This window comes from Streptomyces olivoverticillatus, assembly GCF_014203555.1.
In the GTDB taxonomy this organism is placed as follows: domain Bacteria; phylum Actinomycetota; class Actinomycetes; order Streptomycetales; family Streptomycetaceae; genus Streptomyces; species Streptomyces olivoverticillatus.
Genome location: NZ_JACHJH010000001.1, coordinates 529101 through 543913, shown reverse-complemented (window position 1 = coordinate 543913; position 14813 = coordinate 529101). Strand labels below are relative to the sequence as shown.

Annotated in this window: 15 protein-coding genes and 1 pseudogene; 11 read left to right on the top strand and 5 right to left on the bottom strand. The window is 72.6% G+C overall.

Annotated elements, in window-relative coordinates; translation table 11 throughout:
- The 5 genes and pseudogenes from FHS39_RS02485 to FHS39_RS02465 form a co-directional block, all read left to right on the top strand.
- Positions 1 to 1498 (top strand): annotated as a pseudogene (locus FHS39_RS02485) (hypothetical protein); the annotation flags it as partial.
- 182 nt (positions 1499 to 1680) lie between these two features.
- Complete coding sequence (locus tag FHS39_RS02480) at positions 1681 to 2634, top strand: ABC transporter ATP-binding protein (RefSeq protein ID WP_184346067.1); 954 nt, start codon at positions 1681 to 1683, stop codon at positions 2632 to 2634.
- Entirely contained in the window at positions 2631 to 3371 is a 741-nt protein-coding gene (locus FHS39_RS02475) for an ABC transporter permease (protein ID WP_184346066.1), read from the top strand. Before FHS39_RS02480 ends, FHS39_RS02475 begins: the two co-directional genes overlap by 4 nt.
- Positions 3372 to 3417: 46 nt before the next feature.
- Positions 3418 to 4620, top strand: a complete 1203-nt coding sequence (locus FHS39_RS02470) for a sensor histidine kinase (RefSeq protein ID WP_184346065.1) — start codon at positions 3418 to 3420, stop codon at positions 4618 to 4620.
- 34 nt (positions 4621 to 4654) lie between these two features.
- The gene (locus FHS39_RS02465; protein ID WP_343069319.1) at positions 4655 to 5299 is read left to right on the top strand and encodes a response regulator transcription factor; all 645 of its coding nucleotides are present in this window, start codon (positions 4655 to 4657) and stop codon (positions 5297 to 5299) included.
- Between the two features lie 128 nt (positions 5300 to 5427).
- On the opposite strand, the gene FHS39_RS02460 is transcribed toward FHS39_RS02465, so the two are convergent.
- Both FHS39_RS02460 and FHS39_RS02455 read right to left on the bottom strand, forming a co-directional pair.
- Positions 5428 to 6267, bottom strand: coding sequence for a transglutaminase family protein (locus tag FHS39_RS02460; protein WP_184346671.1), 840 nt, complete (start codon positions 6265 to 6267; stop codon positions 5428 to 5430).
- 64 nt (positions 6268 to 6331) lie between these two features.
- Positions 6332 to 7342 (bottom strand): GNAT family N-acetyltransferase, encoded by a 1011-nt coding sequence (locus tag FHS39_RS02455; protein ID WP_184346064.1) that lies wholly within the window; start codon positions 7340 to 7342, stop codon positions 6332 to 6334.
- Between the two features lie 114 nt (positions 7343 to 7456).
- Between FHS39_RS02455 and fdxA the strand changes: the two genes are divergently transcribed.
- Complete coding sequence (fdxA, locus tag FHS39_RS02450; protein ID WP_045933389.1) at positions 7457 to 7786, top strand: ferredoxin; 330 nt, start codon at positions 7457 to 7459, stop codon at positions 7784 to 7786.
- Positions 7787 to 7891: 105 nt separating this feature from the next.
- On the top strand, positions 7892 to 8989 hold the full coding sequence (gene dapC / locus FHS39_RS02445) for a succinyldiaminopimelate transaminase (RefSeq protein WP_184346063.1): 1098 nt from the start codon (positions 7892 to 7894) through the stop codon (positions 8987 to 8989).
- An 89-nt stretch (positions 8990 to 9078) separates the two neighbouring features.
- Here dapC and FHS39_RS02440 read toward each other — a convergent pair whose 3' ends face one another.
- Positions 9079 to 9483, bottom strand: coding sequence for an ATP-binding protein (locus FHS39_RS02440; RefSeq protein WP_184346062.1), 405 nt, complete (start codon positions 9481 to 9483; stop codon positions 9079 to 9081).
- A 348-nt stretch (positions 9484 to 9831) separates the two neighbouring features.
- Entirely contained in the window at positions 9832 to 10752 is a 921-nt protein-coding gene (locus FHS39_RS02435) for a VldE C-terminal domain-containing protein (RefSeq protein ID WP_184346061.1), read from the bottom strand.
- Between the two features lie 106 nt (positions 10753 to 10858).
- On the opposite strand from FHS39_RS02435, the gene dapE reads away from it, so the two are divergent.
- Together dapE and FHS39_RS02425 are read left to right on the top strand one after the other, a co-directional pair.
- Positions 10859 to 11938: a succinyl-diaminopimelate desuccinylase gene (gene dapE, locus FHS39_RS02430; protein ID WP_184346060.1), complete on the top strand. Its 1080-nt coding sequence runs from the start codon at positions 10859 to 10861 to the stop codon at positions 11936 to 11938.
- A gap of 100 nt (positions 11939 to 12038) precedes the next feature.
- A complete protein-coding gene (locus FHS39_RS02425) occupies positions 12039 to 12791 on the top strand; it encodes an LOG family protein (RefSeq protein WP_045933384.1) in 753 nt (250 codons plus the stop codon).
- 57 nt (positions 12792 to 12848) lie between these two features.
- Here the strand turns inward: FHS39_RS02425 and folP are convergent, their stop codons facing one another.
- Entirely contained in the window at positions 12849 to 13709 is an 861-nt protein-coding gene (folP, locus tag FHS39_RS02420) for a dihydropteroate synthase (RefSeq protein ID WP_184346059.1), read from the bottom strand.
- Between the two features lie 96 nt (positions 13710 to 13805).
- Between folP and FHS39_RS02415 the strand changes: the two genes are divergently transcribed.
- Together FHS39_RS02415 and FHS39_RS02410 are read left to right on the top strand one after the other, a co-directional pair.
- Positions 13806 to 14189, top strand: coding sequence for a cell division protein DivIVA (locus FHS39_RS02415; RefSeq protein WP_184346058.1), 384 nt, complete (start codon positions 13806 to 13808; stop codon positions 14187 to 14189).
- Positions 14186 to 14812 (top strand): DNA-3-methyladenine glycosylase I, encoded by a 627-nt coding sequence (locus FHS39_RS02410; protein ID WP_184346057.1) that lies wholly within the window; start codon positions 14186 to 14188, stop codon positions 14810 to 14812. The genes FHS39_RS02415 and FHS39_RS02410 overlap by 4 nt, the downstream gene beginning before the upstream one ends.
- The last annotated feature ends 1 nt before the right edge of the window (position 14813 follow it).

The window sequence follows — 14813 nt, the reverse complement described above, 5'->3', positions numbered from 1 at the left end:
CGGTGACCCCTCGACGACCGGTGCCACGCCCTGGCAGAGCGGCAACGCCACCGCGACCGGCAACGCCCCGCAGCAGGGCCAGTGGACCCGTGTGGAGTCCACCCAGCAGTTCCCCGCGCCGGGCGCGGGCGGCCGCACGGACACCCCGCACGCCGGTTTCCCGGCGGTGGGCGGCCCCGGCAAGGGCGCCGTCCCCGGCGGCCGTGCGGACACCCCCGCTGCCGGTTTCCCGGCGGTGCAGCCCCAGGCCGCACCCGCCGCTCCCGCGCAGGGCAAGGGGAAGAAGAAGCGCGGGCCCAAGGCGCCCGCCCAGGCCGCCGGCCAGGTGTCCGGCGAGACGCTGGTCAGTGGAGTGCCGCCGGTGCCCGCCGCGGCCGGCCAGGGCGCCCGGAAGGCGCCCGTGGACAGCGGCGCGCCCCGCGTGCCCGTACCCAAGCCCAAGCCGGCCGGCCCCGCCGTTCCGCCGCCTGTGCCCGCGCCCGCCGCGCCGCAGGCCGAGAGCAAGGGCAAGGGCAAGGCGAAGGGCAAGAGCCAGGCCAAGGCCGCGCCCAAGAAGAAGGGCCGCTCCAAGCTGGTCCTGGTCGGCGGCGCGCTCGTCGGCCTGGTGGGCCTCGCGTACGGCGCCGGTCTGCTCCTGGACCACGCCGACGTGCCCAACGGCACGACCGTGCTCGGCGTCGACATCGGCGGCAAGAGCAAGGAGGCCGCCGTCCAGGCGCTGGACTCCGCGCTCGGCAACCGTGCCACCGCGCCGCTGAAGGTCACCGTCGGCGGCAAGACCGCCGACCTCAAGCCGGCCGTGGCGGGGCTGTCCATCGACACCCAGGCCACCGTGCGCAACGCGGCCGGGCGGGACTACAACCCGCTCACCGTCATCGGTTCGCTCGTCGGCCGCACGCACGAGGCCGAGCCCGCCGTGATCGCGGACGAGGAGAAGATCGCCGCCGCGCTCAAGACGGTCTCGGGCGAGACGGGCGCGTCCGGGGACGGCACGATCAAGTTCGAGCCGGGCAAGGCCGTCGCCGTCTACGGCAAGGCGCACGAGGGCATCGATGTCGACCAGGCGGTCAAGGCCGTCTCGAAGGCCTACCGCGACCGCGCGGCCACCGGCAAGGACGAGCCCGTGGCGCTGCCCAGCTCCGGCCAGCAGCCGAAGGTGAGCAACGCCGAGGTCGACCGGATGATGAAGAGCTTCGCGGAGCCCGCCATGTCCGGTCTGGTCACCGTGCAGACGGACGCGGCCCACAAGATCCAGTTCGGCCCGGAGCGCTCGCTGCCGAAGATCCTCTCGGTCAAGGAGGTGGACGGCAAGCTCGTCGAGAACTACGACCTCGACGCGCTCAAGGAGCTCTACGGCAGCGCCTTCAACGGCGTCCTCATCCAGCGCGGCGACGGCACCAAGAAGCCCGTCACCCCGCAGGACGTCGCCGGTGCCCTCGGCAAGGCGCTGCGCTCGAAGAACCCGGCCGAGCGCGTGGGAGTCATCCCGCTGAGCTGATCGCTGCGCCCTGCGCATCTCGCGAGCCCCTCGTGCCTCATCCGGCACGGGGGGCTCGTCCATGTTCCGCGCGAGGTCGTGGCCGGACCCTCCGGTATCGGCCCGTCCATGACATCTGTCATCTTCAGCGCACGACGGCTGACACTGCCGGGGCACGCCGCGGACCAGCGAAGATTACGTTCATGACCACCACTGCATTCGCGTACACGGGGGACGGGCGCCGGACCGGCGCTCCCGTGGTCACTTTCGAGAACGTCAACAAGAGCTACGGCAACGTGCGCGCCGTGGCCGATCTGAGCCTGGAGCTCTACCCCGGCGAGACCGTCGCCCTGCTCGGCCCCAACGGCGCGGGCAAGTCCTCCACGCTCGACCTCCTGCTGGGGCTGCGCAACCCCGACGCGGGCCGGGTCGAGCTCTTCGGCACCACCCCGCAGCAGGCCATCGAGCAGGGCAAGGTCGGGGCGATGCTCCAGTCCGGCGGCCTGATGGAGGAGGTGAAGGTCCGTGAGCTGGTGAAGCTCGCGTGCGACCTGCACCGCCAGGCCTACCCGGTCGACGAGGTGATGGAGCGGGCGGGCATCACCGAGATCGCCGACCGCATGGTCAACAAGCTCTCGGGCGGCCAGGAGCAGCGCGTGCGCTTCGCGCTGGCCACAGCCGGCGCCAACGAGCTGATCGTGCTGGACGAGCCGACGACGGGCATGGACGTCACCGCGCGCCAGGCGTTCTGGTCCGTGATGCGCGAGCAGGCGAACGCGGGCCGGGCGGTCCTCTTCGCCACGCACTACCTGGAAGAGGCCGACGCGATCGCGGACCGCGTGATCGTGCTGCACCGCGGCCGGATCATCGCCGACGGCTCGGCCGCCGAGATCAAGGCCAAGGCCGGCGCCCGCCGCATCGTCTTCGACCTGGACGGGCACATCAGCGAGGCCGCCCTGCACGAGCTGCCGTTCCTCACCGCGCTGGAGATCAGCGGCCGCACGGTCCGCATCCAGTCGAGCGACGCCGACGCCACCGTGCACGCCGTCTACGGGCTCGGCCTCTACCCGCGCAACCTCGAGGTCGCGGGCCTCGGCCTGGAGCAGGCCTTCATCGCCATCACCGACGCTGCCACCGCCGAGGAGGCGGCCCGATGAACACCCTGATCAAGCTGGAAATCGCGCGCACCCTGCGCAACAAGAAGTTCATGTTCTTCTCGGTGCTGTACCCGGCGGCGCTGTACCTGGTGTTCTCCTCCAGCGCCAAGGGCAACGACAAGATAGGCGACACCGGGCTGACCTTCCCGGTGCTGTACATGGTCTCCATGGCCTCCTTCGGCGCGCTCACCTCGGTGCTGATCGGCAACGCGGAGCGGATCGCGAAGGAGCGGGAGAAGGGCTGGGTCCGCCAGCTGCGCCTCACCTCGCTGCCCGGCCACGGTTATGTGATGTCCAAGATGACCTCGGCGTCCGTGGTGTCGCTGCCGGCCATCGTGGCCGTCTTCCTGGTCGCCGCGGTGGCCAAGGACGTCCGGCTGGACGCGTGGCAGTGGGCCTCGCTGCTCGGCGTGATCTGGGCGGGCAGCCTGGTCTTCGCGGCACTGGGCGTGGCCATCGGCTACACGGCCACCGGGGACGCGGTGCGGCCCCTGTCCATGGCGATCTACTTCCTGCTGGCGGCGCTGGGCGGCCTCTGGTTCCCCGCCAGCCAGTTCCCGAAGTGGCTGCAGAACATAGCCGAGTACGTGCCCACCCACGCCTACGCCGCCCTCGGCCAGTCCATCGAGGTCGGCAACGCCCCCCACATGAAGGACGTGGCCATCCTGGCCGTCTACCTGGTGATCTTCGCCGGTGGCGCCGCCTGGCTGTACCGCAAGGACACGCACAAGGCCTGATGCCACGTCAGCACGGCGGACCACTGACCGGGGAGAGACTGCGGACATGAGTGAGCGCAAGAGCGCGGCGAAGCTGGACCCGCTCCTGAACGAGGGGTTCGTGCGGATCGGCCAGGCGCCCGAGGACTGGCGCCAGATACTGGCCAAGGGCTGCTGGACGGTCCTGTACATGTCGTACTCGTACGCGGTGGTCCAGGACCTCACCGAGGGGCACCATTCGAGCGGCGCCACGGTGTTCGGCTGGATCGGCCTGTGCAGCTTCCTCGCGATCTATCTCTTCCTGGTCATGGCCCGCGGTCCCTACCGGGTGGCCCGCTGGCAGATCTCGATACTGGCCGTGCTGTTCGTGCTGGCCACGGTGCTCTCGCTGACGCTGGGGGTGCCGTGGCTGGTGCTGCTGATCTACGTCTCCATCTCCAGCGGCGTGCTGCTGCCGATGAAGTGGGCGCTGCGGGTGGTGCCGTTCGTGGCCGCCTGCGTGTTCGGGATCAGCAGGATCGAGGGCGCTCGCATCGAAGCGCAGATGCTGCTGGTGCTGCCCACCCTGCTGGGCGGCGTGGCCATGATGGCCGTCGTCCAGATGAGCCGCACCATGCGGGAGCTGCGCCAGGCGCGGGCGACGGTCGCTCATCTCGCGGCCAATGAGGAACGGTTGCGGCTGGCCCGGGACCTGCACGACCTCCTGGGGCACTCGCTCTCCGTCATCACGCTCAAGAGCGAGCTGGCCGGGAGGATGCTGCCCGACAAGCCGGAGCAGGCCGCCCAGCAGGTCGCGGACATCGAGCGGGTGAGCCGGCAGGCGCTGGTGGACGTGCGGGAGGCGGTGAGCGGCTTTCGCCGTCCCACGCTGGACGCCGAGATCGCCGGGGCCCGCACGGCGCTGGCCGCCGCCGGCATCGACGCCGACCTCGGCAACGCCTCGGCCGGCCATCCTGATCTGCCGCCGGACGCGGAGGGCGCGTTGGCGTGGGCGCTGCGGGAGGCGGTGACCAACGTCGTACGGCACAGCGGCGCGCGCCGCTGCGAGGTGACGCTCGGCGAGTCGGGGGACGGGCTGTGGCTGACCGTCGCCGACGACGGCCAGGGCCCCGAGCGGCCGCACGGCAACGGCCTGACGGGCCTGGCGGAGCGGCTGGCCCTGGCCGACGGCCGGCTGGAGACCGGGCGCGGGGCGCGCGGCGGCTTCCGGCTGCGGGCGTGCGTGCCGCTCTCGCGCCGGGTCGCTCCCGAGGTGCAGCCACAGCCGTGAGCACGGGTCGGGCCCGGCGTCCTACCCTGTCGCTGTGACAGCACAGCCCGAAAGCCCGCAGGACAGCCGAAAGGCCATCAGGGTCCTTCTCGCCGAGGACCAGTCGATGGTCCGGGAAGCGCTGGCCGCGCTGCTCGGGCTGGAGGGTGACATCGACGTCGTGACGCAGGTGGCCCGGGGCGACGAGGTGCTGGACGCCGCCCGCACCACGCCCGTCGACGTGGCCCTGCTGGACATCGAGATGCCGGGCATGACCGGCCTGGACGCGGCGGATCTGCTGCGCCGGGAGCTGCCGGCGGTCAAGGTCGTGATCCTGACGACGTTCGGCCGGCCCGGATATCTGCGCCGGGCCATGGAGTCCGGCGCGGACGCCTTCCTCGTCAAGGACGCCCCGGCGGCGCGGCTCGCGGACGCTCTGCGGCGGGTGCTGCGGGGCGAGCGCGTCATCGATCCCACGCTCGCCGCGGCGGCCCTCGCGGAGGGCGCGAATCCGCTGACGGACCGTGAACGGGCCGTGCTGACCGCCTCCGCGGACGGGTCCACCAACGCGGAGCTGGCCAAGGCGCTGCACCTCTCGCACGGCACGGTCCGCAACTACCTCTCCACAGCCATCCAGAAGACGGGCGCCCGCAACCGCGCGGAAGCGGTCCGCATCGCCCGCGACAAGGGCTGGCTCTAGGCACCACTGCCCAGTGAAGAGGCATGCGATGCCTCTTCGTCCCGCCGCGACGGCGAGCGACCCCCGTGGCGCGGTCCGGCGGTGCCGAACCACCGGCACCCCTGGCGAACCTCCGAACCGTGACGGAGTCAGTTCAGCATCGCCCGCGCGGCCAGCGCCTGGTGGCGGACGGACTCGGCCACGGTCGGCTCCACGGGGGCGATCACGTCCGCGTACTCCTCCAGTTCGCGCGCCCCGCGGGCGAAGTCGCCGCGTTCGACGAGGAGCTCCGCGCGCTCGTAGCGCAGCCGTGCCGGGTGCGTGGGCAGCAGCAGGGAGAGCTCCACCGCCCAGAGCTGGACGTCGCTGCGCTCGGGGCGGGCGGCGGCCCAGGCGCGGATGTTGTTCAGCACCCGCAGCACGATCTCCAGCGGCTGCGCCGGGGAGAACATCGCCGGGGACAGCGGGGCCCCCGTGGCCCCGGCGACCAGCAGGCTCGCGTCCTCCTCCGACAGCACGCGCCCGCCCTCGAACGGGTCGGCGAGCACATGGTGCCCCCGCGGATCGCCGAACCCCACCACGAAGTGCCCGGGCAGCGCCACGCCGTACACGGGCGCCCCGGCCCGCCGGGCGACCTCGATCCACACCACCGACAGCAGGATCGGCAGCCCGCGCCGCCGCCTGAGCACCTCGTCGAGCAGCGAGGACTCCAGCCGCCGGTAGTCGGCCGGCGAGCCGTGGAAGTCGCAGCGCTGGCCGAGCAGCTCGGCCAGCGCCTGCGCCCAGCGGCGCGGCTCCGCCTGCCGCCCCAGCGCGGGCAGCAGCCCCGCCAGCCGGTCGAGCTCCATCTGCGCCGCGTCGACCGTCTCCTCGCCCGGCTTCCCCTGTGCTTCCGTCGCGATCAGCAGGCACAGCAGCGCGAGGTCGGGGCGGTCGTCCCGCGCCGCCTCGGCAAAGCACCGCCGTCGGCCATGGGTGTCGTCGTACATGCGTGCCTCGTACCCGCTCGGGGCGGTGACAGTGCCACCGCCGGTATCCATGGTGCGACTGCGGCTACTGCAGTGGGGCACGGCGGTAGTGATAGGCGTGATGCGTGGTGAAGCCGAGGCCGTCGTAGAGCGCGGCGGCTCCCGTGTTGCCGTTCTCCACCTGGAGGTATGCCGCCGAGGCACCCTCGTCCAGCGCCTGCTGGGCCAGCCGGGCCATCACCAGCGTGCCCAGCCCCTCGCGGCGGCGGTCCGGGCTCACCTCCAGGGCGGCGAACCCCGCCCAGCGCCCGTCGATCACACAGCGCGCTATCGCCGCGGGCCGCGTCTCGCCCGGTGCGCCGGGCACGGTGGCGAACCACACGGACGGTCCGCCGGTCAGCACCGCCCTCGCGTCCTCGGCGCCGGCGCCGCCGGTCCGCCCGTACGCCGTGAGCCACGCCTCGTCCGGCTCCCGGCTCAGCAGCACCTTCGCGGCGTCCGCCTCCCGGTCGGCCAGCGGTGCCAGCGCGGCCGTGCGCATCAGCGCGTGCCGCTCGGCGCTCCAGCCGCGCGCCGCGAGCTCCGCGTCCAGCCGCTCGTCCGCCTCCGGATCGCCCGTCGTGATCTGTACGCACGCGGGCAGGCCGCGCTCGGCGTACCAGGCGCCGACCCGCTCCAGCGCCTCGGCGAGCGGCAGCCCGCAGTCGCCGAGGGGCAGGACCGAATTGGCGCGGGCCGTGAAGCCGCCCGCCGCGCGCAGCAGCCAGCCGCCCAGGCGCTCGCTCTCGCGGGCGGGCCAGCCGCGCGCGGCGATCTCCTGGAGCTCGCGCACCGTCGCCGCCGGACCGCGCCGCCGGGCGGGCGCCGTCGGCACCACCTTTCCGGCGACGAGATCGGCCTCGGGGATTTCAACTGTTTCCCCAGTCCTGCGTGTGATCCGCAGCACACCGGCTTTCCAGTAAGTGAGCGTGCCGACCGTGTCGGTGAACCGTTCCGGTGACCGTCCGGGTTCGCGTCGTCGCCGAACGGATACCCTTTTCCCGACATCTGCCGCGGTGATCCGGACTTCCAGCCTTCCGCCCGTGGTGAATTCCACAGCTCTGCCCGCCCCTCTTGTTCGTCGTGTGCCCGGGGAGGGAGATACTAGGTGTGGGCATCGACGACGCCGCGCTCCCGCGCGAGATGAGCCCTACCGAGGAGGAACGACAGCGTGACCTACGTCATCGCGCAGCCTTGTGTCGACGTGAAGGACAAGGCGTGCATCGAGGAGTGCCCCGTCGACTGCATCTACGAGGGCTCCCGGTCCTTGTACATCCACCCGGACGAATGCGTCGACTGTGGTGCCTGTGAGCCGGTCTGCCCGGTCGAAGCGATCTTCTACGAGGACGACACTCCCGAGGAGTGGAAGGACTACTACAAGGCGAACGTCGAGTTCTTCGACGAGCTCGGTTCGCCCGGTGGTGCCTCCAAGCTCGGTCTGATCGAGCGCGACCACCCCTTCATCGCCGCGCTGCCCCCGCAGAACGACGGCGAGCACTGATCTTTCGACCGGCGCCGCCGCGGCCCCGTACGGCCTGCACGCCGTACGGGGCCGCGGTGTTTCCCACCCCCCAGCGCAAGCCCGCAGAGCAAGAGAGCGAACACCGTGAGCGCAGTCTCTTCCCGCCTCCCCGTCTTCCCCTGGGACCGGCTCGAGCCGTATAAGGCCGAGGCCGCCGCCCACCCCGACGGCATCGTGGACCTGTCGGTCGGCACCCCGGTCGACCCGGTGCCCGCGGTGATCCGGCAGGCGCTCGCCGCCGCCGCCGACAGCCCCGGCTATCCCACGGTGTGGGGCACGGCCGCGCTGCGCGACGCCCTCACCGGCTGGGCCGAGCGCCGCCTGGGCGCGAAGGGCCTGGCCCACACCAACGTGCTGCCGATCGTCGGCTCCAAGGAGCTGGTGGCCTGGCTGCCGACCCAGCTCGGCCTGGGCGCGGGCGACAAGGTGGCCTACCCCCGCCTCGCCTACCCGACCTACGAGGTCGGCGCGCGCCTGGCAGGCGCCGAGCCCGTCGTCTACGACGACCCGACGGAGCTCGACCCCGCGGGCGTGAAGCTGCTGTGGCTCAACTCGCCCTCCAACCCCACCGGCCGCGTGCTGTCCAAGGACGAGCTGCGCCGGGCGGTCGAGTGGGCCCGCGAGCACGGCGTGCTGCTCTTCAGCGACGAGTGCTACCTGGAGCTGGGCTGGGAGGCCGACCCGGTCTCCGTCCTGCACCCGGACGTCTGCGGCGGCTCGTACGAGGGCATCGTCGCCGTCCACTCGCTCTCCAAGCGCTCCAACCTGGCCGGCTACCGCGCCGCCTTCATCGCCGGTGACGCCGCCGTCCTGGGCGAGCTGCTGCAGGTCCGCAAGCACAGCGGCATGATGGTCGCCGCTCCCGTGCAGGCCGCCACCGTCGCCGCGCTGGCCGACAGCGCGCACGTCGCCGAGCAGCGCGCACGCTACGCCGACCGCCGTGCGGCGCTGCGCACGGCCTTCGAGGGCGCGGGCTTCCGCATCGAACACAGCGAGGCGTCGTTGTACTTGTGGGCGACGCGCGACGAGCCCTGCTGGGACACCGTCGGCGAGCTGTCCAAGCGCGGCATCCTCGTGGCGCCGGGCGAGTTCTACGGCGTGGCAGGGGAGCGGTTCGTCCGGATCGCCTTCACGGCGACCGACGAGCGCGTGGCGGCGGCGGTCCGCCGCCTGGCCGGCTGAGGAACCACCGGCAGGAGCAGACGGACGGACACGCGCAGGGGGCCCGGGAGATGAATCCCGGGCCCCCTGCGGCGTTCCGCTCGGATGGGTCAGCCGCCGATCGGGAGACCCGGCGCCGGCAGCGCGCCGGTGGGCAGGCCGCCCTTCGTGGCGGTCTTGGCCACGCTGCCGACGGCCGAGCCCGCGGCGCCCGTCAGCTGGCCGGTGACCTTCTGGGCGGCCGGGATGTGGCCCTTGCCGGCCTTGGCCACGGTGCTGGTCGTGGTGTGGACGGCCTTCTGCCCGACGCCCGTCGCCACGGAGTCCGCCTGGTGGGAGGTCGAGTCGAGGCTGCTGCCCAGGTTGGCGCTGTCCACCGCGCTCAGCCCGTTGAGGTCGGGAGCCTTGACGAGGTCCGCGGCGCTCGCAGAGCCGGCCGCGCCGATGACGGGAGCGGCACCGGCTGCGACGAGCAGGGCGACCCGGGCGATCCGACGCGTGAGGGGGAGGGACATGTTGCTCCTTTGACGGAGTGAGGAGTCGGTTGCTGTCCGCCGTGCGGACGCAGTGACTACCGCGTGAGTCCCTCGAAGGTTGCGGTGGGCCAAGGTAAAGAGTTTGCAATGCATCGCATTATCGGCTCTGCGGAAAACCCGGCAAACGGGGCAGGCCGCCAAGGGGTGCGGAAGGCTGGAAAGCCTTTATTCACAAGGTAATCGGGGGTGATTCGAGAGCGCGTGCGGACGGCATGCCGGGCGGCAACTCCCGTATTCCGCGCATAGCCCCGAAGGGGGGCCGCTCGCACTCCTGAACGGCCGCGACGGCGGCCGTTCCACCCGAGCGGGTTCTGCCCGAGCGTGGTTCTAGCCGAGTGTGGTGATGCGCACCGAGTCTCCGGAGGCGCCTGCGGTCCCGCTCTTTCGCCAGCCGTCCCGGGAGTCCTCGGCCGTCCACACCCGGCCGTCGAAGGCAACGCTCTCGATCCGCAGTTCGCTCGCGTGCGCCACCGCCCACGACGCCAGCTCCCAGCCGCGCCGCCCCGGCGCGTCGTCCGGCGCCTCCTGCACCGGCCCGACCGGCACCGTCAGGGTCCGCCCCGCACCGCGGCGGGCCGCGCCGGCGCCCCCGCCGCCCGTTACGGCCGGCTGCACCGTCGTGCCGAACTCGCGGCTCAACTTCGCCCGGACCGCCGACGGATTGCCCGGTTTGCCGTCCCCCGGGCTCGTCGTGCAGCTGAAGGAGCTCTCCGCCCGGCCGGTCAGACCCGACGCCAGCAGCGTCGCGTCCGGCTCGTGCTTGGCGTAGGCCTGGGGGAAGCCGCTGCGCTGCACCTTCTGCGCCGCCACCGTCAGCGGCAGCCGCGAGTAGCCCGGCACCTGCACCAGGTGGTCGTAGAACTTCCCCGCCGCGTACACCGGGTCGGTGATCTGCGCCGCCGAGCCCCAGCCCTGCGTCGGCCGCTGCTGGAACAGGCCCAGCGAATCGCGGTCGCCGTGGTGGATGTTGCGCAGCCCCGACTCCTGCATCGCCGTGGCCAGAGCGATCGTCACGGCCCGCTCCGGCAGCCCGCGCGCGTCACCCACGGCCGAGATCGTCGCCGCGTTCACCGCCTGCTCCGGCGAGAGCGAGTACGACTGCCCATTGGCGCGGACCGTGCAGCGCGGCGCCCCAGGGCCGCCCGTCAGCAGCTGTGCCAGTCCGTAGCCGATCAGCGCCAGCAACACGGCGCAGGCGGCCACGATGCGCAGCAGTCGGCCACGGGGGGTGACGGAGATCCGGGACATGCGGGTCACGTTACTTGAGTGACCCGCCGCCGGTGCCGCCGGACCTGCGGCGGGACCGGGCCATTCGGCCGATACAGGCGCATGCCGGGAGCGTTACGCTCGCGGCATGGATCACCCAGTACTCGACCTGTCCCTCGACGCCGGCGCCCTCACCGCCCGCCTCGTCGACTTCCGTTCGGAGAGCGGCGACGAGAAGGCACTCGCCGACGCCATCGAGCGGGAACTGCGCGCCCTTGCCCACCTCACCGTCGACCGGTACGGCAACAACGTGGTGGCGCGGACGAACCTCGGGCGTGCCGAGCGGGTGGTCCTCGCCGGGCACATCGACACCGTGCCCATCGCGGACAACGTGCCGTCCCGGCTCGACGAGGACGGCGTGCTGTGGGGCTGCGGCACCAGCGACATGAAGTCGGGCGTCGCCGTGCAGCTGCGGATCGCCGCGACTGTCCCCGAGCCCAACCGCGACCTGACGTTCGTCTTCTACGACAACGAAGAGGTCGCCGCCGACCGCAACGGCCTCGGGCACGTCGCGAAGGCCCACCCGGAGTGGCTCGCGGGCGACTTCGCCGTCCTGCTGGAGCCCTCCGACGGCCAGGTCGAAGGCGGCTGCCAGGGCACGCTGCGGGTGCTGCTGCGCACCTCGGGCGAGCGCGCCCACTCCGCGCGCGCCTGGATGGGGTCCAACGCCATCCACGCCGCCGCCCCGATCCTCGCCCGCCTGGCCGCCTACGAGCCGCGGCGGCCCGTCATCGACGGCCTGGAGTACCACGAGGGCCTGAACGCCGTGCGGATCGAGGGCGGCGTCGCGGGCAACGTGATCCCCGACGAGTGCACCGTGACGGTGAACTTCCGCTATGCCCCGGATCGCACCGGCAACGAGGCGCTTGCCCACGTCCGCGAGGTCTTCGCGGACTGCGGCGTCACGGAGTTCGTCGTCGACGACCACTCCGGCGGGGCGCTGCCCGGCCTCTCGCACCCGGCCGCCGCGGCCTTCATGGAGGCCGTGGGCGGCACGCCGCGGCCCAAGTTCGGCTGGACGGACGTCGCCCGCTTCAGCGCGCTGGGCGTGCCCGCGGTCAACTACGGGCCCGGTGACCCGATCTACGCGCACAAGCGCGACGAGCACGTGGTCACTGAGCGCATCACACACTGCGAGGAGCGGCTGCGGTCCTGGCTGACGAGCTGAGGCAGCCACCCGCCCGCCGCGGCGGGCCTACGCTGAGCCGCGGCGATCCGACGACCCGTCCCCGGCCGAGGCCGGGGACCCTGGGGAAGGGAGCAGGGTAATGACGAACACCGAGGGGCGGGCGCGCCGTGAACAGCGCCGGGGGCCGGTCGTCAGACGGCAGAGCCAGATGCAGACGGGCACCACGGACCAGCACCTGCTGGACACCCGTGGGACGGCCGACTGGGTGCACGAGGACCCGTTCCGGGTGCTGCGCATCCAGTCCGAGTTCGTCGAGGGCTTCGGGGCGCTCGCCGAACTTCCCCCCGCGATCAGCGTGTTCGGCTCGGCGCGCACTCAGCGGGACACGCCGGAGTACGAGGCCGGGGTGGCCATCGGGCGCGGGCTGGTCGAGGCGGGCTTCGCGGTGATCACCGGCGGCGGGCCCGGCGCGATGGAGGCCGCCAACAAGGGAGCCATGGAGGCGGGCGGCGTCTCCGTCGGCCTCGGCATCGAGCTCCCCTTCGAGCAGGGCATCAACCCGTACGTGAACCTCGGCGTCGACTTCCGCTACTTCTTCGTCCGGAAGACGATGTTCGTCAAGTACGCCAGCGGGTTCGTGGTGCTGCCCGGCGGACTCGGCACCCTGGACGAGCTCTTCGAGGCGCTCACGCTCGTCCAGACCAAGAAGGTCACCCGCTTCCCGATCGTCCTCTTCGGCACCGCCTACTGGTCCGGACTGGTCGGCTGGCTGCGGGACACGCTCGTCGCCGAGGGCAAGGTGGGGGAGCGCGACCTCCAGCTGTTCCACGTGACCGACGAGGTCGAGGAGGCGATCGGGGTCGTCACCAAGGAGGCCGGGGCCGGGGCGTAGGGCGTGTCCGATGGGTCAGTGGGGCCGGTGCTGACCCATCGGACACGCCCTGACGGCTCAGGCCAGTCCGCGCCGGGCCACCGCGGGGGGACGGTGGCCGGCGATGGACGCCACCATGTCCAGCACCTGCTTCGTCTCGGCGACCTCGTGGACGCGGTAGACCTGGGCACCGAGCCAGGCCGAGACGGCCGTCGTGGCGAGGGTGCCCAGGACCCGCTCCTTCACCGGCCGGTCCAGCGTCTCGCCGACGAAGTCCTTGTTGGACAGCGACACCAGCACCGGCCAGCCGGTCTCCGCCATCTCGCCCAGCCGCCGGGTGGCTTCCAGCGAGTGCCGGGTGTTCTTCCCGAAGTCGTGCCCCGGGTCGATCATGATGCCGTCGCGCCGCACGCCCAGCTCGACTGCCCGCTCGGCCAGGCCCAGCGTCACCCGCAGGATGTCCGCCATCACGTCGTCGTAGGAGGTCCGGTGCGGCCGGGTGCGCGGCTGGACGCCGCCGGCGTGCGTGCACACCAGGCCCGCGCCGTGCCGGGCGGCGACCTCGGCCAGCTTGGGATCCACCCCGCCCCAGGCGTCGTTGAGCACGTCCGCGCCCGCCTCGCAGACGGCCTCGCCCACCTCGTGGCGCCAGGTGTCGACGCTGATGACCACGTCCGGGTGACGCCTGCGCACCTCGGCCACGAAACCGACCGTGCGGCGGGCCTCCTCCTCGGCGGTCACCTCTTCGCCCGGGCCCGCCTTGACGCCGCCGATGTCGATGATGGCCGCGCCCTCGGCCACCGCCTGCTCCACCCTCGCCAGGGCGGGCTCGTCGGCGAAGGTGGCCCCCTGGTCGTAGAAGGAGTCAGGCGTCCGGTTGACGATCGCCATGATCACCGGTTCGTGAGCGTCGAACTCGCGTCGTCCCAGCCGCAGCATTTCCCGTACTCCCTCTCCAAGGTCCGCCAGCGACCTTAACTGTCGGTGGGGCATGGCACGATCGGGGTGGACGGTTTGGCTGATGGGGAGATGCTTGTGTTCTGGTTCTTGCTCATCGCGCTGGTCGTGGTGGTCGCGGCGGTCACGCTGGCCGTCGCGGGCGGCGGGAGCGGCGAGGTGCTGCCCGAGGCGGAGCAGGACCGGATGGCCTGGCGGCTGCCCGCCGAGCGGCCGCTGGGCCGCGCGGACGTCGAGGTGCTGCGCCTGCCCATGGCCCTGCGCGGCTACCGCATGACGGAGACCGACGACGTGCTGGACCGGCTGGGCGCGGAGCTGGCCGAGCGGGATGCGCGCATCGCCGAGCTGGAGGCCGCGCTGGCCGGGGCGCAGGCGGCGGCCGCCGGAGCGGACCGCGCCCTCGTCGAGGATGCGAAGCCGGAAGCGCACGGGGACGAGAAGCGGGAGGGTGAGGGCGCATGAGCGCGAAGCAGGTGATCGCCGCGCCGGACGGGCTGCCGCGCTGCCCCTGGCCCGGCCTGGAGGCCGAGGCCAATGAGGACTACCGCATCTACCACGACACCGAGTGGGGCCGTCCGGTCCACGGTGACGACGCGTTGTACGAGCGGATATGCCTGGAAGGCTTCCAGTCCGGCCTGTCGTGGCTGACGATCCTGCGCCGCCGCGAGGGGTTCCGTGCGGCGTTCGCGGACTTCTCCATCGAGAAGGTGGCCGCGTTCACGGAGGCGGACGCGGAGCGGCTGCTGGCGGATCCGGGCATCATCCGCAACCGCGCGAAGATCGCGGCGGCGATCGGCAACGCCCGGGTGGCCGCGGAGCTGGCTCCCGGGGAGCTCGACGAGCTGGTGTGGTCCTATGCCCCCGCCCCGCGGAGTGCGCCGCGGGCGCCCTCGGACGTTCCGGCGGTCACGCCGGAGTCGACGGCCCTGTCGAAGGACCTCAAGAAGCGGGGCTTCCGCTTCGTCGGCCCGACGACGGCCTACGCCCTGATGCAGTCCTGCGGGCTGGTCGACGACCACGTGGCGGGCTGCCATGTGCGCCCCTCGATCGCCGGGCGGGCGGCAGGCGGCCCGTCCGGCGACTGAG

Excerpts from the sequence above, each read along its gene's own strand:
- FHS39_RS02480 (WP_184346067.1), top strand. The coding sequence starts at position 1,681 with ATGACCACCACTGCATTCGCGTACACGGGGGACGGGCGCCGGACCGGC.
- FHS39_RS02475 (WP_184346066.1), top strand. The coding sequence starts at position 2,631 with ATGAACACCCTGATCAAGCTGGAAATCGCGCGCACCCTGCGCAACAAG.
- FHS39_RS02470 (WP_184346065.1), top strand. The coding sequence starts at position 3,418 with ATGAGTGAGCGCAAGAGCGCGGCGAAGCTGGACCCGCTCCTGAACGAG.
- FHS39_RS02460 (WP_184346671.1), bottom strand. The coding sequence starts at position 6,267 with ATGTACGACGACACCCATGGCCGACGGCGGTGCTTTGCCGAGGCGGCG.
- FHS39_RS02440 (WP_184346062.1), bottom strand. The coding sequence starts at position 9,483 with ATGTCCCTCCCCCTCACGCGTCGGATCGCCCGGGTCGCCCTGCTCGTC.
- FHS39_RS02435 (WP_184346061.1), bottom strand. The coding sequence starts at position 10,752 with ATGTCCCGGATCTCCGTCACCCCCCGTGGCCGACTGCTGCGCATCGTG.
- dapE (WP_184346060.1), top strand. The coding sequence starts at position 10,859 with ATGGATCACCCAGTACTCGACCTGTCCCTCGACGCCGGCGCCCTCACC.
- FHS39_RS02425 (WP_045933384.1), top strand. The coding sequence starts at position 12,039 with ATGACGAACACCGAGGGGCGGGCGCGCCGTGAACAGCGCCGGGGGCCG.
- folP (WP_184346059.1), bottom strand. The coding sequence starts at position 13,709 with ATGCTGCGGCTGGGACGACGCGAGTTCGACGCTCACGAACCGGTGATC.
- FHS39_RS02410 (WP_184346057.1), top strand. The coding sequence starts at position 14,186 with ATGAGCGCGAAGCAGGTGATCGCCGCGCCGGACGGGCTGCCGCGCTGC.